This window comes from Polynucleobacter sp. AP-Sving-400A-A2 (genome assembly GCF_018688155.1).
GTDB lineage: Bacteria > Pseudomonadota > Gammaproteobacteria > Burkholderiales > Burkholderiaceae > Polynucleobacter.
This window is the reverse complement of the sequence record NZ_CP061312.1, coordinates 864,126-886,205: the sequence shown is the minus strand read 5'-3', so window position 1 is coordinate 886,205 and position 22,080 is coordinate 864,126. Positions and strand designations below refer to the sequence as shown.

Annotated in this window: 19 protein-coding genes; 5 read left to right on the top strand and 14 right to left on the bottom strand. The window is 45.9% G+C overall.

Translation table 11 applies throughout. From position 1 onward, the window contains the following. Window positions 1-30: 30 nt before the first annotated feature. The 4 genes from C2758_RS04710 (at window position 31) to C2758_RS04695 (ending at window position 6,274) form a co-directional block, all read left to right on the top strand. Window positions 31-2,520, top strand: coding sequence for a PAS domain-containing sensor histidine kinase (locus C2758_RS04710; protein ID WP_215329817.1), 2,490 nt, complete (start codon window positions 31-33; stop codon window positions 2,518-2,520). 37 nt (window positions 2,521-2,557) lie between these two features. Next, window positions 2,558-3,205: a response regulator transcription factor gene (locus C2758_RS04705; protein WP_215329816.1), complete on the top strand. Its 648-nt coding sequence runs from the start codon at window positions 2,558-2,560 to the stop codon at window positions 3,203-3,205. A 6-nt stretch (window positions 3,206-3,211) separates the two neighbouring features. Continuing rightward, complete coding sequence (folD, locus tag C2758_RS04700; RefSeq protein WP_215329815.1) at window positions 3,212-4,069, top strand: bifunctional methylenetetrahydrofolate dehydrogenase/methenyltetrahydrofolate cyclohydrolase FolD; 858 nt, start codon at window positions 3,212-3,214, stop codon at window positions 4,067-4,069. Between the two features lie 72 nt (window positions 4,070-4,141). Beyond that, window positions 4,142-6,274: a M3 family metallopeptidase gene (locus tag C2758_RS04695; protein WP_215329814.1), complete on the top strand. Its 2,133-nt coding sequence runs from the start codon at window positions 4,142-4,144 to the stop codon at window positions 6,272-6,274. A 17-nt stretch (window positions 6,275-6,291) separates the two neighbouring features. On the opposite strand, the gene xth is transcribed toward C2758_RS04695, so the two are convergent. The 11 genes from xth to C2758_RS04640 form a co-directional block, all read right to left on the bottom strand. Beyond that, window positions 6,292-7,137 (bottom strand): exodeoxyribonuclease III, encoded by an 846-nt coding sequence (gene xth, locus C2758_RS04690; protein WP_215329813.1) that lies wholly within the window; start codon window positions 7,135-7,137, stop codon window positions 6,292-6,294. Then, window positions 7,130-8,581, bottom strand: coding sequence for a nitrogen regulation protein NR(I) (ntrC, locus tag C2758_RS04685; RefSeq protein WP_215329812.1), 1,452 nt, complete (start codon window positions 8,579-8,581; stop codon window positions 7,130-7,132). Before ntrC ends, xth begins: the two co-directional genes overlap by 8 nt. Further along, window positions 8,578-9,714 (bottom strand): nitrogen regulation protein NR(II), encoded by a 1,137-nt coding sequence (gene glnL / locus C2758_RS04680; RefSeq protein ID WP_215329811.1) that lies wholly within the window; start codon window positions 9,712-9,714, stop codon window positions 8,578-8,580. The genes ntrC and glnL overlap by 4 nt, the downstream gene beginning before the upstream one ends. Before the next feature lie 11 nt (window positions 9,715-9,725). Continuing rightward, entirely contained in the window at window positions 9,726-11,141 is a 1,416-nt protein-coding gene (gene glnA, locus C2758_RS04675; RefSeq protein ID WP_215329810.1) for a type I glutamate--ammonia ligase, read from the bottom strand. A 197-nt stretch (window positions 11,142-11,338) separates the two neighbouring features. Further along, the gene (locus tag C2758_RS04670; RefSeq protein ID WP_215329809.1) at window positions 11,339-12,202 is read right to left on the bottom strand and encodes a molybdopterin-binding protein; all 864 of its coding nucleotides are present in this window, start codon (window positions 12,200-12,202) and stop codon (window positions 11,339-11,341) included. Then, window positions 12,195-13,055: an EI24 domain-containing protein gene (locus C2758_RS04665; protein WP_251369266.1), complete on the bottom strand. Its 861-nt coding sequence runs from the start codon at window positions 13,053-13,055 to the stop codon at window positions 12,195-12,197. Before C2758_RS04665 ends, C2758_RS04670 begins: the two co-directional genes overlap by 8 nt. Before the next feature lie 43 nt (window positions 13,056-13,098). Next, the gene (locus C2758_RS04660) at window positions 13,099-14,091 is read right to left on the bottom strand and encodes a sterol desaturase family protein (protein WP_251369265.1); all 993 of its coding nucleotides are present in this window, start codon (window positions 14,089-14,091) and stop codon (window positions 13,099-13,101) included. Continuing rightward, window positions 14,092-14,862: a polysaccharide deacetylase family protein gene (locus C2758_RS04655; RefSeq protein ID WP_215329807.1), complete on the bottom strand. Its 771-nt coding sequence runs from the start codon at window positions 14,860-14,862 to the stop codon at window positions 14,092-14,094. It lies immediately after the preceding gene. 9 nt (window positions 14,863-14,871) lie between these two features. Then, a complete protein-coding gene (locus C2758_RS04650; RefSeq protein ID WP_215329806.1) occupies window positions 14,872-15,888 on the bottom strand; it encodes a cytochrome D1 domain-containing protein in 1,017 nt (338 codons plus the stop codon). Window positions 15,889-15,946: 58 nt separating this feature from the next. After that, window positions 15,947-16,597, bottom strand: coding sequence for a CoA transferase subunit B (locus C2758_RS04645; protein ID WP_215329805.1), 651 nt, complete (start codon window positions 16,595-16,597; stop codon window positions 15,947-15,949). 50 nt (window positions 16,598-16,647) lie between these two features. Next, window positions 16,648-17,346, bottom strand: coding sequence for a CoA transferase subunit A (locus C2758_RS04640; RefSeq protein ID WP_215329804.1), 699 nt, complete (start codon window positions 17,344-17,346; stop codon window positions 16,648-16,650). Between the two features lie 188 nt (window positions 17,347-17,534). Between C2758_RS04640 and C2758_RS04635 the strand changes: the two genes are divergently transcribed. Next, window positions 17,535-19,205, top strand: a complete 1,671-nt coding sequence (locus C2758_RS04635) for an electron transfer flavoprotein-ubiquinone oxidoreductase (RefSeq protein WP_215329803.1) — start codon at window positions 17,535-17,537, stop codon at window positions 19,203-19,205. Between the two features lie 25 nt (window positions 19,206-19,230). Here C2758_RS04635 and C2758_RS04630 read toward each other — a convergent pair whose 3' ends face one another. The 3 genes from C2758_RS04630 to C2758_RS04620 are packed head-to-tail and all read right to left on the bottom strand — an operon-like array spanning window position 19,231 to window position 22,033. Next, entirely contained in the window at window positions 19,231-20,388 is a 1,158-nt protein-coding gene (locus tag C2758_RS04630; protein ID WP_215329802.1) for an MFS transporter, read from the bottom strand. A gap of 30 nt (window positions 20,389-20,418) precedes the next feature. After that, window positions 20,419-21,534 (bottom strand): chorismate synthase, encoded by a 1,116-nt coding sequence (aroC, locus tag C2758_RS04625; RefSeq protein ID WP_215329801.1) that lies wholly within the window; start codon window positions 21,532-21,534, stop codon window positions 20,419-20,421. Between the two features lie 43 nt (window positions 21,535-21,577). Beyond that, window positions 21,578-22,033: a CBS domain-containing protein gene (locus C2758_RS04620; RefSeq protein ID WP_215329800.1), complete on the bottom strand. Its 456-nt coding sequence runs from the start codon at window positions 22,031-22,033 to the stop codon at window positions 21,578-21,580. Window positions 22,034-22,080: the final 47 nt, after the last annotated feature.

Below are 22,080 nucleotides of genomic sequence, written 5' to 3'. Positions count from 1 at the left end.
CCTATCTATAGGGCAAAATAAGCGGATTACATGAAAAAAATAGCACTGTCTTTCTGGCAGCTCTCGCCCGTGAAATGGCTCCGCCGAATACGGGGATTCAAGCTTGTCTTTACCCCCCTAATAGCCATCGTCCTATTTACTGTAGTGATGGGCATCATTATGGGTACCTTGCAGTTGCAAGAAAAAAGTCAGCAAGAAGCTGCCCTATTTAGAGAGCTTTCTTTTGCTAAGCAACGAATCCAATTACGTTTTTCTAACAATACCGATGTACTTCAGTCTCTTGGACGTGATTATGTAAGTGGTGGCGAATCACCTAAGTCAAAAGAAAACTTCTTTATTCAAGCTGAAAATTTATTACAAAGTAATCATGAAATTGCACAAATAGTTTGGATTGATAAAGCAGGTCAACGACAGTGGAGAATTCCACTAGATAACTTAAGAACAGAATGGTTCAATAAGAACGTAAACGCTGAGACTATCAATCAAGGCTTAAGAAAAACACTTGAGCTCAGTTCAGCAACAAGCAGACCTGCTTTTAGTCAGTTCATGACGCTTGAAGTCCCCAGCGACGAAGTCATCTCAAAAGAGATTCGTAACGTATTTTGGCAAACAGTTCCCCAGATTTCTGGTAATGAAATTAATGGCATGGTGGCTGTTCTATACACCACACAAGGCTTGCTAGAAATGATTCCTGGCGAGCTCAAGGGTCAGTACCGCTTCACATTAATTACGGACGATGACAGAGTCCTAGCAATCTCATTCGATAAAAATACGCCAAAGCGTGCATTTAGCAATCAAACCAGTTTGGATATTGGAGTTCTCAGCCCAAACCTAAGTCTACGCATTGACACCTACCCGCCAGCAACGAATTTAACTTTTAGGATGTTAATAGGCGTCGTGCTGGGTTTGAGTGCATTTGTGATCTGGAGCTTATGGTCCGTTCTCAAACAGATGCAAGTTAGGCAAGAGGCTGAAGCAAATCTTCGAGCGGAAACTAATTTCCGTCGTGCGATGGAGAATTCCACTCCCGTGGGAATTCGTGCGCACGACATGAATAGAGTGATTACTTATGTGAATCCAGCTTTTTGTGAGATGACTGGGTGGTCTGCAGAAGAACTCATCGGACTGAGCCCCCCTTTTGCCTTCTGGCCTGAAGGCCAGAAAAATGAGCTGACTGACAAAATGAATAAGGCTCTCAAAATAGCGATGAGTGAAGAAAGGACTATTGGGATTGAGGGCTCGATTCTCCACAGAAATGGAGCAGTCATTCAGACGCGCACATTTATTGCACCCCTCGTAAACGAGAAGGGTCAGCAAACTGGTTGGGTAACTTCATTAATTGATATCTCCGAACCCAAGAAAATTCGAGAAGAATTAGCAGCTTCACAAGAGCGATTTGTTGCGGTATTAGAAGGGCTTGATGCTGCCGTTTCAGTAGTATCAAATGAGAACGGCGAACTATTATTTACAAATCGCTTCTATCGTGAACGCTTTGGTAATACTGCCAAGGGTCACTTTGAATTAGCTGGTAGCGATAAGACGTCCGAAGGCATTTCAGTCCAGCCGCCTTACCAAGAAACTGAGTCAGAAGAAATTCAATTACTTGATGAGGTAACGGGAATCTCAAAATGGTATGAAGTTCGCAGACGGAATGTCCCATGGGTAGATGGTCACTTGGCACAATTATTAATTGCCACGGATATTACGCCTCGCGTCGAAGCTGATGACTTGGCTCGACAACAAGAAGAGCGGATGCAATTTACTAGCCGCTTAACAACCATGGGCGAAATGGCCTCTTCCTTAGCCCATGAATTAAACCAACCGCTGGCTGCAATTTCAAACTATTGCATGGGTGTAGCAAAGCGCTTACAGGGTCAACTTGACCCTGCCTTGCAAAAAGATATTCTTCCGGCGCTAGAGAAGGCATCTGATCAGGCTCATCGCGCTGGTACGATCATTCAGCGTATTAAGGGCTTTGTAAAACGAAGTGAACCCCAAAGAAAGTCTTGCGACATTGCTGAAATCATTCACGATGCCGTTGGATTAGTAGAAATTGAAGCCCACCGCCATCGCTTAAGTATCAGCACTGAAATTGCTGAAAATCTTCCTGCGGTCGACTTAGATCCAGTCTTAATTCTGCAAGTCTTGGTCAATCTTCTCAAAAATTCATTAGATAGCTTGAGAGAGGTTTACCCCCTTTCCTCACGCTGGTCGGCTCCTCCTGTGCGGATTTCAGCGGATCTAGATACCAGCACCTTCCCCACTATGTTGCGCATCCAGGTGAAGGATACAGGCTCCGGGATCGCTGAATCCGTGATTGAACGCATGTTTGAGCCCTTTTTCAGCACCAAAAGTGATGGAATGGGCATGGGTCTGAATATCTGTAGATCCGTTATTGAGTCCCATCAGGGTCGCCTTTGGGCAACTAATCTGATGGATGCCGAACATACAAAGCTGTCAGGCTGCACCTTTACAATATTATTACCTTTAGAGTCTCCTGGCTCTGAGGATAGTATTTAATTTGATGTATTTTTTAGATTTATCTGCGAAAGCTAATATGAATATCAGTGCTGCCACCAAACCCAATCAAGCTGAAGTAGTTTATGTTGTAGATGACGATGAGGCAGTTCGCGACTCCCTTACCTGGCTACTCGAAAGCAATGGTTATGTTGTTCGCTGCCATGCAAGTGCTGAGCGTTTTTTGCAGTCACTTCAAAGTACTGACAAGACAACCATCTCCTGCGCCATTCTGGATGTCCGCATGTCCGGCATGTCTGGCCTAGAATTACAAGAGCGCCTCATTAGTGAAAACCTACCCATGCCAGTTGCTTTTATTACTGGTCACGGGGATGTTTCGATGGCAGTTTCGACTATGAAGCGTGGTGCGGTGGACTTTATCGAAAAACCGTTTAAAGAAAACGATCTCTGTGGCTTAGTAGATCGTATGCTTGGAAAAGCGCGAGTTGATTACTCACAAGCAAGTCAGCGTAAGGTCACCCAAAGCCTCTTGAGCAAACTCACTGGGCGTGAACGCCAAGTACTCGAGCGCATCGTAGCCGGTCGCTTAAACAAACAAATCGCAGATGATTTGAGTATCTCAATCAAAACTGTAGAGGCTCATCGCGCGAATATTATGGAAAAGCTCAATGTGAATACCGTTGCAGATCTTCTACGTCTTGCCCTTTCTGATCCACAGCCGAATTAATTTTTTATGCCTGCACAGTTACTCGATGGCGTTGCGCTATCAAAAAAATTACGTACTGAAATTGCTGCACGTGGAGCAATCGTTACAGCCAAGGGTGTTAGACCAGGTTTAGCTGTCATCGTTGTTGGCGAAAATCCTGCTAGTCAGGTTTATGTCAGAAACAAAGTAAAAGCCTGTGAAGACGTTGGTTTCCACTCCGTGCTTGAGCGCTACTCCGTAGAGTTAGGCGAAGAAGAATTACTTGCTCGTATTGCCACTCTCAATGCTGATCCAGCGATCCACGGGATCTTGGTCCAACTACCGCTTCCCGAGCACATTGCAGCTGAGCGCGTACTGGAGGCAATCGCACCAGCAAAAGATGTGGATGGCTTTCACGTAGCCAATGCTGGCGCCCTCATGGTAGGCCAGCCTGAATTCAAGCCCTGCACTCCTTATGGCTGCATGAAAATCCTGGAGAGCATTGAATACCCCATCCGTGGTGCGCGTGCGGTGATCGTGGGCGCTTCTAATATTGTTGGCAAACCCATGGCTATGCTCTTGCTACAAGCAGGCGCAACCGTCACTATTTGCAACAGCAAGACTCGTGACTTAGCGCATCACACTAAAGATGCCGATATTTTGGTAGTGGCAACTGGCAAGCCGAAAATGATTACCGGTGATATGGTCAAACATGGTGCCGTAGTCATTGACGTGGGAATTAATCGCATGCCCGATGGCAAACTCTGTGGCGACGTAGATTTTGATGCCGTTCAATATGTTGCTGGTTGGATCACACCCGTGCCAGGTGGCGTAGGCCCCATGACTATCACCATGCTTCTGATGAATACCCTAGAGGCAGCAGAAAAGGCGGCCAAGCCGTCTTAATAGGCGCCTTCGCTTGAGGCCTTTTTTAGGATCTGATTAGCAAAAGTTCCTGTCGTCCATTAAGCTATGGGGATGACTACATCAATCACATCAAAGCCTTCTGCCGAACTTCAAAAAAATCCACTAATTGCATTCGGAAGAGGTATTTGTGCCTACCCTGAGGTAAAGCCATCCGACATTGCACCGGCAATCGATTTCCTTTTGCAGCGGGCGCAATCTGCAGTTGATCATGCGGTGGACCCAAGCACCCCTGCAAACTGGAATGATTTGCTCGAACCCCTTGAGGACGCAACTGAATCCCTAAGTCGGTCATGGGGTGTTGTTTCTCACTTAAATAGCGTCGGAGATACGCCGGAGCTACGAGCTGCTTATGGCGAGATGATGCCTAAGGTAACCGCCTTCTTTTCAAGCTTGGGACAAAATCTTGCGCTATATGAAAAGTTTAAAGTCCTGAGTCAAGATAGTGACTTTTTGAAACTTAATTCTGCACAGAAAAAAGTGATTAAAAACTCATTAAGAGACTTCCGCCTTGGTGGCGCAGAGCTGAGTGATGCCGATAAGCCCCGTTTTGCTGCGATTCAAGATGAGCAAGCATTATTAGGCAAGGCCTTCTCTGATCATGTTTTAGATGCCACTGATGGATTTATTCATCTCATAACTGATAATGCCGATTTGGCTGGCTTACCTGAAGATGCTATTGCTGCTGCAGCCGATCTTGCCCAACAAAAGAATCTTCAAGGTTGGGCATTTTCATTGCATTTCCCTTCCTATTACCCAGTAATGCAGTACTCTGAGAACAGGGCACTACGTCGCCAAATGTATGAGGCCTATGTCACTCGAGCTTCTGAATTAGCCCCGCAATACTCTCAAGGCAAACTTGATTGGGATAATACGCAAAACATGCTTGAGCAATTAAAGCTTCGCGATGAAGAAGCGCGCATGTTGGGATTCAAAAACTATGCCGCTCTGAGTTTGGCACCTAAAATGGCAAGCACCGTTGAGGAAGTCGATACCTTCTTAACGAATTTTGCTGAAAAAGCAAAACCTTTTGCATTAAAGGATTGGCAAGAACTTTCTGACTTTGCCGGGACTGAACTCTCTATTGCCAATGGGTTAGAGCCTTGGGATGTTGCCTATGCTTCCGAGAGATTAAAACAAGAGCGCTATTCTTTTTCTGAAAATGAGTTGAAACAATACTTCCCTTTACCTAAGGTATTGGAGGGCCTATTTGGCGTCATTCAAACTTTGTTTGGGGTGAAGATTGAAAAGGTTAATCTGCCAACTTGGCATCCAGATGTCCAATCCTTCTCAGTCAAAAATACTGCAAATAATATAGTGGCCTATTTTTACTTAGACCCCTATGCGAGATCAGGTAAACGTGGCGGAGCATGGATGGATGATGCGCGCGGTCGCCGTGAATTACCTAGTGGGGAAATCCAGATTCCAGTAGCGTATCTGGTCTGTAACTTTGCACCTCCTGTCAAAGTCAATGGTGTATTGCGCCAACCGACAATCACTCATGATGATGTGATCACACTCTTTCACGAGAGCGGTCATGGTCTACATCACCTCTTAACCCAAGTCAGTGCCTTAGGCGTGTCCGGTATCAATGGTGTTGAATGGGATGCCGTAGAGCTGCCAAGCCAGTTCATGGAAAACTTCTGCTGGGAATGGGAGGTCTTAGAAAAAATGACAGCGCATGCTGAAACTGGAAAACCGCTGCCTCGTGAATTATTTGAAAAAATACTGGCTGCCAAAAATTTTCAAAATGGCTATATGACTTTGCGGCAGGTTGTGATGTCACTCACTGATTGGCGCCTTCATGCTAGCTTTGATCCCATGAGTGCACATGGGCAGGCTGTGCTCGATCTGTCTAGAAGCATTTCAGATCAATTCAATGTCATACCGCAGGCATCCATCTCTCGCTGGATAAATACCTTCAGCCATATTTTCGCTGGTGGCTATGCTGCTGGTTATTACAGCTATAAATGGGCGGAAGTACTCTCAGCCGATGTCTATTCCGCTTTTGAAGAAGCTGCCAAACTGACCGGTAGCGTCCTTGATGAAAAAACGGGTATTCGCTATCGCCAAGAAATTCTGGAGGTGGGTGGTAGCCGCCCCGCTGCCGAGTCATTTAAGGCATTCAGAGGCCGCGAGCCCAGTATCGATGCCTTACTTCGTCACGGCGGCTTAGTGACTCAGTAGCTTTGCAGGGTAATGATTTAAGCTTTAATTTCTGCAATGACGGGGGCATGATCCGAAGGTTGCTCCCAAGTTCGCGGCTCTTTATCGATGATGCTGGACTTGCACTTTTCTTTTAGTGCATCACTCAGAAGAATGTGGTCGATACGCATACCAGCGTTTCTTCGGAAGCCCATCATGCGGTAATCCCACCAGCTGAAAGATTTTGGCGCCTGCTCAAACATGCGAAAAGAATCTGTCAAGCCTAATTCCAGTAGTTGCTGGAAAGCTTTACGTTCTTCTGGAGAAACTAGATTTTGCCCGATCCATTTTGAGGGGTCGTGTACGTCGATGTCACTTGGTGCAATGTTGAAGTCACCTAAAAGGGCTAAGCGACTATTCTGAGTTAGTTCTTCTTTTAACCAATTTTCTAGCGCCTTAAGCCAGCCTAGTTTGTAAATAAACTTGTCACTATCGGGCGACTGCCCATTAGGGAAGTATGCTGATACTAGGCGAATAGGCTGCATTCCCTTGAAGCATACTGTAGCCGCTAAGATACGTTGTTGCTCATCTACATTTTCTGGAATATTTCTGACTGGCTTTAGAAAAGTAGTGTCATGATCGGAAGCAATAGGCGCTAAGGCAGCTTTACGAACAATAATCGCCACACCGTTATAAGTTTTTTGCCCAGCAGCAATACTGATATATCCCGCCTCTTCAAGCTCTTGATGCGGGTACTTATCATCAGTCAGCTTAAGCTCCTGAAGACAGAGTGCATCAATAGGTGTTTTTGCCCGCTCTTGATCCTGCAACCACTTAAGCACCTGCGGTAAACGCACCTTTAGAGAGTTCACATTCCAGGCAGCTATTCTGATTGAATCAGTCATTAATTCCTAGCTCCTGCAATTTCCGGGTAATGGTATTACGACCGATGCCCAGTCGTTGAGCTGCCTCTACACGTCTGCCACGAGTTACCTCTAGTGCAGCTTGCAGTACCGCTTTTTCAAATTTAGAGCACAACACGTCATACACTTCGGAATCTCCATCCTGCAACATTTTGACTGCAAGGCGCGCCAAACCGCCTTCCCAGTCAACAGGGCTAGTTCTAGATGCAAGCTGTACATTGGAGCTAGACTCGCCCTGTAATAGAACCGGCTGTTCACCGGCTTCTGCCAAAACATCAGCTGGCAAATCACTAACTCCAATGACATTAGATGGTGTCATCACCGTCAGCCAGTGACAGAGATTTTCTAATTGACGTACATTGCCTGGAAATGGCATCGAGCTCATTTCTTTTAAAACGTCGTCCGAAAGATTTTTAGCTTCAACACCTAAGGACTTTGCACAGGTCAACATAAAATGCCGTGCCAAAACAGGAATATCCTCTGCACGCTCACGTAATGCTGGCATGCGCAAACGAATGACATTTAAGCGGTGCAATAAATCTTCTCGGAAAGCGCCTGCAGCTACTCGAGCCTCTAAGTTTTGGTGAGTCGATGCAATGATGCGTACGTTTGCTTTAATCGGATCTTGACCGCCAACACGATAAAAATGACCATCCGTTAGCGCGCGCAACAAACGTGTTTGTAGGTCGAATGGAATATCGCCAATCTCATCTAAGAATAAAGTGCCGCCATCCGCCTGCTCAAAACGACCACGACGTAAAGTCAATGCTCCAGGAAAAGCGCCGCGCTCGTGGCCAAACAGCTCTGACTCCAATAAATCCTTGGGAACTGCTGCAGTACTAAAGGCGAGAAATGGGCCTTTCGCGCGGGGGCTATGCTTGTGCAACGCTTGCGCTACCAACTCTTTACCAGTACCAGACTCGCCTGTAATTAATACTGTTGAGTGTGACTGAGCTAGACGTCCGATCGCTCTAAAGACCTCTTGCACTGCCGGAGCTTGGCCAATCATTTCAGTGGAATCTTGTCTCCAACCATTCATCTCTTTATTGCCAGATTGATTGCGCTCACTTTGCTCCATAGCGCGACGAATTAACTCAACCGCTTTATCAATATCGAATGGCTTAGTAAGATATTCAAATGCGCCGCCTTGAAAAGATGAGACTGCCGAATCTAAATCCGAATAAGCAGTCATAATGATGACCGGCAGCAATGGATGGGTTTCTTTTACATTCTGCAAAAGATCTAAACCATTGCCACGTGGCATACGAATATCTGATATCAATACTTGCGGAGCATCTTTTTCTAGCGCATCCAGCACATCATTGGGATTGGAAAAACTCTTATGGGGAATATTTTCGCGAGACAGCGCCTTTTCTAAGACCCAACGAATAGATTGATCATCATCCACGATCCAAACGGGTTTCATAATACTTTCTCCTGCCTACGGTAAGGAATTTGAATCTGGAAATCAGTCCGTCCAGGACGGCTGTTACAAGCAATAAAACCTTGATGCTGCTGCACAAAAGTTTGTGCCAAGGTGAGACCAAGACCACTACCACCATCCCTACCGGATACCAAGGGAAAGAAAATGCGCTCACGAATATCTTCTGGGATACCAGGTCCGTTATCAATCACATGTAAATCCATTGCCATCTTGTAGCGTTGCTTTGAAATAGTGACCGAACGAGCCACCCTCGTCTTCAATTCAATCTGGGCTGTACCTTGAGCAATTTCCTCAGTAAGCGCTTGGGCTGCATTGTGGGCAATATTTAAGACAGCCTGAATTAACTGTTCACGATCGCCCAAAACATCAGGAAGACTGGTGTCATAGTTACGAATGATTCTGAGCCCCTTAGGGAACTCAGCCAATACGAGACTGCGAACTCGCTCTAGCGCCTCGTGAACATTAAATGACTCCATGGCATGCGCTTTGCGATGCGGCGCAAGCAGTCGATCAACTAAGTTCTGTAGACGATCAGATTCTTTAATAATGACTTGGGTATATTCGCGCAAGCCCTTTTCTGGCAGCTCGAACTCGAGCAATTGGGCGGCACCACGAATACCACCTAGAGGATTTTTGATTTCATGCGCTAAGTTACGCATTAATTGTTTATTTGCTTCAACTTGCTGTGTTACGCGCTCATCACGCTCACTACGCAACTGCTGGTCAATTGGGAACCACTCCATCATGATGAGTGTTGGATCTTCAAGACTGGCTACCACCACATGTGCAGGAATAGATTCTTGATGAATGCTACCAGGCAAGGAATGCAACATCATTTCCTGTCGTTTTGCAGAAAAGTGCCCTGCCTTGACCTCCTCAATCATGTGATTGAGGGCTTCATTGGATCCAAATAATTCACGCACAGATTGACCCTCAAGTGATTTACGAGAAAGATCCAACGCAGACTCTGCTGCAGGATTCACATAAACCAATTGTTGGTTATCAGCCTCAAATACCACGACAGCATTGGGCATCTGATCAAGCAATGTCGGAAAAAAAGGAGCAGCCGAAGCTGCCCCTTTGAACGAATTGCGCAACAGACCTGCGCTCAACATTTCTCCTTCGCTTACAGGGAGTAGTACATATCGAATTCGATTGGATGAGTAGTCATACGGAAACGTGTGACATCTTCCATCTTCAAAGCGATATATGCGTCAATCATAGAGTCTGTAAAGACACCGCCACGAGTTAAGAACTCACGGTCTTTGTTCAAAGCTTCCAACGCCTCTTCCAAGCTTGCGCAAACGGTTGGGATCTTTGCATCTTCTTCTGGTGGCAAGTCATACAAGTTCTTGTCAGCAGCTTCACCTGGATGAATCTTGTTCTGAATACCATCTAGACCTGCCATCATCAATGCTGAGAAGCAGAGGTATGGGTTAGCCAAAGGATCAGGGAAGCGAGTTTCGATACGACGACCCTTAGGGCTTGAAACGTGTGGAATGCGAATCGAAGCAGAACGGTTACGCGCAGAGTAAGCCAACTTCACTGGAGCCTCAAAGCCTGGGACTAAACGCTTGTATGAGTTTGTACCTGGGTTGGTGATCGCATTCAATGCTTTAGCGTGCTTAATGATGCCGCCGATATAGAACAATGCGAACTCTGACAAACCTGCGTAGCCGTTACCAGCAAACAAGTTCTCGCCATTCTTCCAAATAGATTGGTGAACGTGCATACCAGAACCGTTGTCGCCAACAATAGGTTTAGGCATAAATGTGGCTGTCTTACCGTAAGCGTGAGCAACGTTTTGAACAACGTATTTCTGCCAGATAGTCCAGTCAGCACGTTGAACTAACGTGCTGAACTTTGTACCTAATTCGTTTTGACCTTGACCAGCAACTTCATGGTGATGCACTTCAACTGGAATACCCAAAGATTCTAGTATCAAACACATTTCAGAACGCATGTCATGGAATGTATCTACTGGAGCAACTGGGAAGTAACCACCCTTTTTACCTGGACGATGTCCGGTATTGCCACCCTCGATTTCAGCAGCCGAAGACCATGGGGCCTCTTCAGAATCTACCTTAACAAAACAACCTTGCATGTCAGCACCCCAACGGACGCCATCAAAAATAAAGAATTCTGGCTCAGGACCAAAGAAGGCCGTATCGCCTAAACCAGTACTCTTCAAATAGGACTCAGCACGCTTCGCAATCGAACGTGGGTCGCGGTCGTAACCTTTGCCATCTGAAGGCTCGATCACATCGCATGTGATTACCAAGGTTGGCTCTTCATAGAAAGGATCGATGTAGCAAGCTGTTGGATCTGGCATCAACAACATATCTGAGGCTTCAATACCTTTCCAACCAGCAATAGATGAACCGTCAAACGCATGACCGCTCTCAAACTTGTCTTCGTCAAAATGGGAAATAGGTACCGTTGTGTGTTGCTCTTTACCCTTTGTATCTACAAAGCGGAAATCAACGAAAGTACATTCTTTCTCTTTAACCAACTTCATCACATCAGCGACGGTCTTCGTCATGCAAATCTCCTCTATTAACTGAATTCGGAATACAAACCTAAGGTGTACACCCTTGTTTATTCCAAGCATCAAATATGCCCTTGGGATGTATCTAATTTACTGAAGCAAACAAACGGGAACAGTCATTATTGCACTAATTAAGTGCTGAAAAGCCTCTCAAAACCCTATAAATAGCTATATTTGCACCAAACTAGTGCTTAATCAGATTTTGAAATATCATGAATTACATAACCCAAGGCCTCGGTGCCTGTACGCAAGGCAATCCAAGCATCATCCAAGAGGCTAGCATTGCCCTTGATACCCAATTCAATATGCCGCTCGGCATAGACACCGCCTCTAGATGAATCGCCTACTGACGGGAGGCTGAAGACCTTGACACCTGGATAAGAAGCCTCGATACGCTCCATTAAAGGGGTGAGAACGGATTCAATCCCTTTTGGAACAATATAGCTTTGCTCTGCCCAGTTTTCGCGATGAAATAAATTCTGATAGTAGGTATCCAAGCACCAGGCCATCATGGGCGCAGCCATGACAGGAAAGCCAGGCACAAAATAGTGCTCGCGAATCGAAAAACCCGGGATCTGGTTATAGGGATTTGGGATGATGTCGCTCCCAATTGGAAACTCCCCCATCTTAAAGCGATGCTGATTTTCTGCAGTACTCAGATCCGCCTTCATGGGATCGCCCTCTGCCATGATCCGAATACGTCCTGCAATAAGCTCTTGTGCAGTCGCGTGTAATTGCGTTTTTGTACCCAAAGCTAAGGCAGCACATTGTCTCGTGTGGTCGTCAGGCGTAGCTCCGATGCCACCAGTACTAAAAACCACATCACCACTTGCAAAGCTGTCTTTCAAGGTAGCGGTAATTTGCTCGGGATCGTCTGCAACATATTTAGCCCAAGATAAGCTTAGGCCACGCTCATTTAAAAGCTCAATCAATTTACTGAGATGCTTGTCTTGACGACGACCAGACAAAATTTCATCACCAATCACAATTAAACCGAAACGACGCGTATTCACTTCGGAGTCCTCGACACTCGGATTTCTTAATACCTCAACCATGGGTAGGTAACTCCGTATCAATAACACGCGCTTCAATATTTAAAGATCGATCCAACTCATTACTACGCAATTCTTTTAAAGCCTCAAGCAAGTAATGTGTAAACCAGAGCGCAGCAAAAACAAAGATTAAAGAATAGATCCAGAGCGCAACAAAACTGACTATAGGAAATAAAACCAAAGCTAAAACAGAAGTTGCCCAGAAAAAGGTAGGTACCGCTCCCAACATCCCAGAAACAATTCCCATCGCCAATAGTGGCCAACGGTATTGATGCAACAGGATATCGCGCTCTTCTGCAGTAGCATGCAGCGCTAATACATCGTAAGACATCAAGCGCATAGTCAACCAGCCCCAGAGCAATGGTGGCAAAACAGCAACTAGTGGCGGAATCCACCACACTGGCAAAGTGAGCATCACTAGCCCCAAACAGATCAAAGCTGACCACAGGGTATAGGCAAAACTACCCAACAAACCACCGCCATTTTTCTTGGCAATGTCTTTATAAGAATATTGCCGCGCAACCACCTTGACGATGGTTGGCACAGTCGTCAAAGCAATGAAAACCAATAAACTAATAGAGATTAAAGGAATCAGTAACATCACAAAAAAGAGTGGCGCGATCCATGCACGTGCACCCTCGAAGCCAGCCCAGATCAAACCATCCGCAATCCAGCTAGTAAATATGGATGCTGTCAGAAAAGCACTCAGCATCTCCAATGCTGGCGTCCAAGTTAGCCAAATTAAAACGCCCCACAAGACCGAGACAATTAAAAAGGGACGTAGACTAAGCCATAGCATTTTGGGATGCATCACACCAACTAAAGCTAAGCCAAAAGACTTAAAAACTTGCTGCATGCTATTCATAAATTTTCATTGCTGCTGTGTGAACTACTAACTTCTATTTTGCTTTGGGAAAGATTTCTCGGATCGAGAGCATGAGACTCTGCCACTGGTGCCGCAATACATTGGGTGACAAATCTAAATCTCTGACTCCAGTAGGATGAACCTCTTTTGAAAAGATGGCAGTATTGAAAACCATGTCCCACCAAGGAAACAAGACGCCAAAGTTACAGCCACCTAAAACACCTGGCTTACCTTTAGCCTCATGACCGTAACCTACCGCGTGATGCAAGCGGTGATACATTGGAGAAATCAATACATATTTAAAAGGTCCGAGATCAATCTTTAAATTAGCATGTTGCCAGCTCTGAATGAGTTGGCTCAATACCACCAACACAATAAATTGGGCAGGTGATACCCCAAACAAAAGAGCAAAGAAGGAAAACACAAACGCGTGCATGATGTCATCGACAATATGATTGCGATCATCTGACCAAGCAGTCATCACTGTTTGACTATGATGCAAGGCATGCAGTTTCCACCACCAATTAAACACATGGGAGGATCGGTGATATAAATATTCTACAAAATCAAGCAATATAAAGTAGATACAAAAACTTACCAAGGGTATCGATGTCACTGGTGGCCACCAGGACTCCACATTCAGTCTGCCAAAACGAAAATCATGTAGGACTGAATCAATCTGAAAGAAAAATCCAGACAAAGTAATAAAAATCAGGCCATGAAAAATGCCCAGGCGATGAAACAAGGTGTAAAAAATATCTGCCTTAGAGTTCTTTGCAAACCGCTCTTGTATCTCTGCCGGGGAAAATCTTTCCCAGACTCTGAGAATGACAGCAATCAAGAAGATCTGAATGCATCCAAATAAAAACCAGTCAATACCGTCAAATACGTCCTCAGCCATCGACATCAGGTCAAATTGATACAAAATTGGCCCAGCCACATAGGTGAACAAGAATTCTTGAACGCTAGCGTAGGCTGAAGCGATGGCGGCTGACAGAGGGTTTGAATCCATAAACTCAATTGTCACTTATTTATCCCGTTTTGGCAGGGTTGCAAAACAAAACCCTCGAGCTTTCAAATTCAATATCAGCTGCTCTAATACCGCCGGAGCCCAAGGATCCTTGCGCGACCAAATGCCCAAGTGGGCCATGGCGATATCGCCATCCTGAAGTTGACTACTGGCCTTATCCAAAAGCACTTTGTTGGGGTGCGTCTGTGAGCTCAACTCATCACCCAAAAAGCCCGCAGCATTCCAGCCAATATGCTGATAAGCGCATTGATCGCCCATCCTGATCGAACGGGGTGAGGTTTTCCCGCCAGGAGCACGCCAAATTTTTTGAATACTGGTGCTGGTTAACTCTTTAAAGCGCTCATCTACTCGTCGGATTTCTCGGCAATAAGCCGCTTCGTTGTAAAGTGTGGTCACTCCAGCCTTTGGTCCAAATTGTGGCTTTGCAAAAATCTCTCCGCTTGGGCCGTCCTTCACAAAGTACACATGGTCGTAGGTATGACTGCCAAAGTGATGGCCTTCACGAACGCGATCTTGCCAATACGATTTCCAAGAATCGTCTAAAGAAAAATCACCGCGGCTGGTTTTTTCATTCGCCAGAAAAAAGGTAGCTTTCACATTTTGACGATTCAAAATGTCGGCGATCGTTTGCGCTACAGACATATTGCCAGTATCAAAAGTCAGATGAACCGTTTTTTTACAATTCGCCTCCTGTGCAATACCCAGCGAGGAGCATGCCACCAAAACAATGAATGCCGTCAGTCGAACGAGGATCGCATTCAAATACATCTAATTGGGCTATTCCCAGCTAGCACGCGGCGTAAAGAAAACACCATGAGGGGATCTACCAACAGGAATTACCGAGACTAACTTCATCGAAGGAATATCAATGACTCCAACCTTTTTAGAGAAGCGCAGAGTAACCCACATGGTTTTTCCGTCAGGCGTAATTTCCATATCATCAGGACCTGCTGGTAGCCCAGTGATATCACCCGTCTTTTCTAAGGTCTGCATATTAATCATGCTGATGCTTGACGCAATACGGTTGCTTACGAACACATGCTTTTTATCGCCTAAGGGTCTGAAGTTATGAGCGCCCTTTCCAGTAAAGATTCGTTTTACCTCTTTACGGGTTTTCCAATCAATCACTTGGACATAGTCCTCACCAGTAATACCAATTAATAGGTATTGATCGCCAGGTGTCAGCCAGACTCCTGCTGGCACCTTACCCGTGGTGATCTTCCAAAGGACAGTCTGGGTGTCCAAATCAATTGCCGCAAGCTCATTCGAGTCTTGCAAAGTAATAAAAGCGATCTTGCTATCTGCCGTGAATGCGACATGACTTGGTGTCTTGCCAAGCTTGATTGCTTTAGCCAACTTGAGATCTGCACCCTGCGCGTGATACACATCCACCCTATCCAAACGATTACCGTTTGCAACAAACCACTTATGATTGGGCGAATAACCAATTTGGTACGGATCAATGATGTCCGGTATCCTGCCAGTCAACTCACCAGTGGTAGGATTCATCAGCACAACATCATTGCCTGCAGCATTGGCAATCAGCAAAGTCTTTTGATCAGGGGTCATCATCAAGTGATGAGGCTCTTTTCCAACCGGCAATGTCTTGATCACTTTGCGACTGGGCATATCAATCAAGCTAACAGTAGCCTCGCCGGAATTTAAGACCACTGCTAGCTTGGGCTCAGTTGAGTTTGGCCCTTGAGCATAGACAGCATTGAAGAGCCCGGTCAGGGCAAATACAGCCAGGGTCGAAATACTGCCAAATTTGGCCTTACGAATGTAAATATTCATGCCTCACATTGTAAGCAATTGATTCGTTTGGCGTAGACCTTTAACCAGAATCATGTAATTAGAAATCTGCCATATCAATAGGGGCGCCTGTTTTGGATATGACTTCCTCCTTGCTTACGCCTGGGGCTAACTCCACCAACTTCAGGCCCTTTGGCGTGATGTCGAGCACACAAAGGTCGGTAATGATGCGGCTGATAACGCCTACACCCGTTAATGGCAAAGTGCACTTAGGCAGAATCTTGATTTCTTCTGTGCCGTCTTTTTTCTTAGCAACGTGCTCCATCAAGACAACCACATGCTTTACTCCAGCAACTAAGTCCATGGCGCCGCCCATGCCCTTCACCATCTTGCCAGGAATCATCCAGTTCGCTAAGTCACCATGCTCACTGACCTGCATTGCACCCAAAATCGCAATATTGATTTTTCCACCACGAATCATTCCAAAGGAATCTGCAGAAGAAAAAATGGAGGAGCCAGGCAAAGTCGTAATCGTTTGCTTACCCGCATTAATTAAATCCGCATCAATCGTTTTTTCAGTTGGAAATGGGCCAATACCTAATAAACCATTCTCAGACTGGAGCCACACCTCCATGCCTTCTGGCACATGATTAGCCACCAAGGTTGGCATGCCAATACCTAAATTGACGTAATAACCATCCTTTAATTCCTTAGCAGCACGTGCTGCCATTTCATCTCTATTCCAAGGCATGTCGTTCTTCCTAAATATTCTGTACTGTTTTTATATGGTGTCTAAAAGTATTAAGCAGCAGACAAAGTGCGTTGCTCAATACGCTTCTCAGGCGTAGTGTTCAGCACCAAGCGATGCACATAAATACCTGGCGTATGAATCTCATCAGGATCCAATTCGCCGTTCTCCACGATCTCTTCCACTTCAGCAACAGTAATCTTGCCAGCCATAGCTACCATCGGATTAAAGTTGCGAGCTGTAAGGCGATACACTAAATTGCCTGACTTATCAGCCTTCCACGCCTTCACTAGAGAAATATCCGAGACGATAGCGCGCTCCATGATGTACTTCTCACCATCGAATTCTTTTTCCTCTTTACCTTCAGCAACTAAAGTGCCTACACCAGTCTTGGTATAAAAAGCAGGAATACCGCAACCGCCAGCACGCAACTTCTCAGCTAGGGTTCCTTGCGGAGTAAATTCCAGCTCGAGCTCGCCAGCCAAAAACTGACGCTCAAATTCTTTGTTCTCGCCCACGTAGGAGGCAACCATTTTTTTTACTTGTCTTGAATTGAGCAACACGCCCAAGCCAAAGCCATCAACGCCAGCATTATTGGCAATGGCCGTCAAATTTTGTGCGCCAAGATCCTTAACTGCAGCGATCAATGCCTCAGGAATACCGCACAAGCCAAAACCGCCAACAGCAAGTTTTTGGCCATCCTTCAAGATATCCCTTAGGGCATCCACAGCCGATGGGTAAGTTTTGTTCATAAATTAGTCCTAATATTGCCAAAAAAGGTAAAAAAGCAATCATAACGCTTTAGGCCGAATGCCCATTGGCATTGGGTACTTACGTGGTTTTTATGACTTAGAACTAAACTAGAGCTGTAGCTTGGGGCTTTAAAAATGGCAGAAATGCTCAAAACACCCCCATTAATAAGCAATGCCGGAGAAATGAAATGACTGCCCAGGAATTACTAGAACAGTTTGGACCTAGAGAATCAATGGACTATGACCTCGTCATCGTAGGCGGTGGCCCTGCAGGATTGTCCGCAGCCATCAAAGCAAAACAGCTAGCCAATGAATCTGGCAAAGAGATTAGCGTTTGCGTGCTCGAAAAAGGCTCTGAAATCGGGGCGCACATCTTGTCTGGCGCCGTCATGGACCCCAAAGCGTTAACCGAACTCTTCCCCAACTGGAAAGAACTAGGCGCGCCACTAGATACTGAGGTTAACCAAGATCAGTTTTTGTTTCTGACCAAAGAGAGCGCATTTCAGGTTCCCAATTGGATGCTGCCCCATTGCTTTAAAAATGAAGGTAACTATATTGTCAGCTTGGCTAACGTCACTCGCTGGCTAGGTCAACAAGCCGAGCACCTAGGCGTGGAAATCTTTCCAGGCTTTCCTGCTGCAGAAATTCTCTATAACGAGCAAGGCGCAGTTTGTGGCGTCATCACTGGCTCGATGGGTTTGGATAAAGCAGCTCAACCCACCGATCAATTTCAGCTTGGTATGGAATTGCGTGCCAAATACACCTTATTCGCTGAGGGTTCGCGCGGACATTTAGGCAAACAACTGATAGCCAAGTTTGCCTTAGATAAAGATGCTGATCCACAAAGCTATGGCATTGGCATTAAAGAATTATGGGAAGTAGAACCCTCGAAGAGTAAACCTGGTCTGGTGGTTCACACTGCTGGCTGGCCATTAGAGAGTGATACCTATGGCGGTTCATTCTTGTATCACTTGGGTGATAACAAAGTTGCTGTAGGTTTGGTAGTTGGGTTGTCCTATAAGAACCCGTACCTGTCTCCGTTTGAAGAGTTTCAACGCTACAAGTTGCACCCCAAGATTCGTGAAACCTTTGAAGGCGGTAAGCGCCTGGCCTATGGTGCACGGGCACTGACAGCTGGCGGCTTAAATAGCCTACCTAAAACAGTTTTTCCCGGTGGCGCACTGATTGGTTGTGATGCTGGATTCTTGAACGCCTCACGCATTAAAGGAAGTCACGCTGCTATTAAGACTGGCATGCTGGCTGCCCAAGCGGCAGTTGCTGCCCTTTCCGAAAATCGTTCTGCTGATGTTTTAGCTGCGTATCCAAGCGCCTTTAAAAATAGCTGGTTACATACCGAACTAAACCAAGCACGTAACTTTAAGCCATGGATGTCTAAAGGACTGTACCTTGGCACTCTGATGGTGGGCCTTGAGCAAAAAATCTTGGGCGGCAATATGCCTTGGACGATTCATTTAAAGCATGCAGATCATGAATGCCTAGAGCCAGCAGCTCAGCATCAGCCGATTGACTATCCAAAACCGGATGGCAAGATTACTTTTGATCGCCTCTCATCGGTATTTATCTCTAATACCAACCATGCTGAGAATCAACCTATTCACCTCACCTTAAAAGATGCGTCGGTACCGGTGAACTTGAATCTCAAAACCTATGCCGGTCCAGAGCAACGCTACTGCCCTGCTGGTGTTTATGAGTATGTAGAAAAAGAGGGGCAGCCGCAGTTGCAAATTAATTCGCAAAACTGTGTGCATTGCAAGACTTGTGACATCAAGGACCCAAGCCAGAATATTGTTTGGATTACCCCTGAAGGTGGTGGTGGCCCGAACTACGCATCGATGTAAGTCATCTAGCGAATTACTTCGTCATTTATCTAAGGGGCTTATGGTTGGGGTGCAGCTTCCCAATTGCCATACCCCCTAGACCGCAGGCTAAAGCCGCCATCACAAATACATTACGAGGCTGGGTAGCATCCCATAACCAACCAGCCATCAAACCGCCCAGTGTTCCACCTAAGCCATAGGACACGGTTGCCATTAAAGCTTGTCCCCGCGCCTGTAATGGTCCAGTAAACCAACGTTGTAATAGTTTCGTAGCAGCACTGTGGTGAGCACCAAAAGTACCCGCATGCATGAGCTGAGCCAGAATCAGCACCCAAGTGAGTGGGAAGAAAGCCATCAAGATAAAGCGAAACACGCCCATACCAAAAGCGATTTGCAAAACAATCTCGGGATCTAAGCGACTGAGCACTTTACTTTGGAAATAAAAGAAGATTACTTCGGCTGCAACACCTAAAGCCCAAAACAAGCCAATCTGAAATTTATCGTAACCTAGGTCAGCTAAGTAGAGCGAATAGAACACATACAAAGCAGCGTGCGCAAAGATCATAAAAAATCCGGAGAGCAAGAACCAACGCACATCGGGATTGAATAGAACAATCAGTAGTTCGCCCTTGACCATCTTACGACGCTCCATCTTGGGCTCATGCAAGCGAAAGGTAACCAATGCCAAGAATATGAGGATCACCGCGCCCACGATGGGGTAAAGCTCGATACCTTTGCGCTGAAATAATTCACCTGCAAATAAGACCATGGCAATAAAACCAATTGAGCCCCATAAACGCAAACGACCGTAACGTTTATCAAATGAATTGTCTTTAAATAAGGCATGTACAGTAGCCGACTCACCTAAAGGCATTAGGCTACTCAAGATGGTATGCAATACAAACATCCATATGAAGAATGCAATATAGCTGTTGAGAAAAAAGATACTCAGAAAAGTGACTGCTGCTAGACAAGCGCAGAAACGAATGATACCGATACGGTCGGATAAATAGTCTGACAACCAACCCCAAGAGAACGGCCCTACTATTCGAGTAATTTGTAGCATGGACATTAAGACGGCGATCTCAATAACACTAAAGCCACGATCTAAAAAAAAGAGACTGGCGTATGGGGAAACTAAACCGACATAAGCAAAATACAAAAAGAAAAAGGACCCGAAGGCCCAACGCACTGAGGGTGTCATTTTCTTTTTAGTTTTCTGAAGTGAATTCGATTAATCCGTTGCAGAGCCAGGACGTGCAGCTGGAATCGAAGCCACACTATGTTGCACATCACCGCACTGAGCGCGATGACGCAAAGCATGATCTATCAACACTAAGGCAAGCATCGCTTCTGCAATTGGGGTGGCGCGAATACCTACACAAGGATCATGACGACCTTTAGTTTGCACAGTCATAGGTTTGCCATCTAAATCCACCGATTCTTTTGGACTCAAGATGCTAGAGGTTGGCTTAATGGCAATCGACACCCGCAAATCTTGACCAGTGCTGATGCCACCTAAAGTGCCGCCCGCATTATTGCTAGCAAATCCATCTGGATGCAACTCATCGCCATGCTCACTGCCACGCTGCATTACTGACTTAAAGCCAGAGCCAATCTCAACACCCTTGACCGCATTAATGCCCATCATGGCATGTGCAATATCCGCATCTAACTTATCGAATAAAGGCTCACCTAATCCGATGGGCACATTACGCGCCCGCACTTCAATCTTCGCTCCACAAGAATCCCCTGCTTTACGTAATGTATCCATATACGCTTCTAGCTGAGGAACGATATCGGCATTAGCGGCAAAGAAAGGATTGCTCTCAATGAGTGCTACATCCTTAAATGGGATTTCAATTTCACCGAGCTGGCTCATGTAGCCATAAAACTCCGTGCCATATTGTTCTTTGAGCCACTTCTTGGCAATCGCTGCTGCAGCAACAACAGGTGCAGTCAATCTTGCTGAAGAGCGCCCACCTCCACGAGGATCACGCAAACCATATTTGTAGTGATAAGCGTAATCAGCATGACCGGGTCTAAATGTTTGCAGGATGTTGCCGTAGTCTTGACTGCGCTGATCGGTATTCCGAATTAACAAGCCAATAGGCGTGCCCGTGGTTTTGCCTTCATACACACCAGACAGAATTTCTACCCTGTCGGCCTCTTGACGTTGGGTTACATGACGCGAGGTTCCTGGCTTGCGGCGATCTAAATCGACTTGCAAGTCTGCTTCGCACAGAGACATACCTGGAGGACAGCCATCAACAATAGCGCCAATGGCGGGACCGTGGGATTCACCAAAAGTGGTGACAGTAAAGAGAAGACCTAATGTATTTCCTGACATGTTGACATTATGTCATTGCTCGGGGGCTTGAGCTAGGCCGAGCCTATGGGGTAGCTTTTTCAGCCTCTTCTGGCCAGTCGCGGATGTAAGCCTTGAGCATGGTGTTTTCGAAGTCCTGAGCCTCAACAACCGATTTAGCCACGTCGTAGAAAGAAATCACGCCCATCAGCATCTTTTGATCGATCACCGGCAAGTAGCGTGCATGATCAACTAGCATCATGCGACGAACCTCATCAATCTCTGTCTCCATATTGCATGTCAAGGGCTTGGCATTCATGACACTGTAAACTTTGAGCTCATCTAATTTGCCATGATTTTTTGCTAAAGCCGCAATCACTTCACGGAATGTCAGGATACCCACCAGTTTGTCGTACTCCATCACTACCAATGAACCAATGTCATGTTCACTCATGACCAATACGGCAGTTTGCAAAGGAGTATCCGGCGCCACTGTAAATAGTGTGCTGCCCTTAACGCGTAGTATGTCGCAAACTTTCATAGGGGATCTCCAGCAAGGGGTTCTTATTGAACCAATATATGCTTATG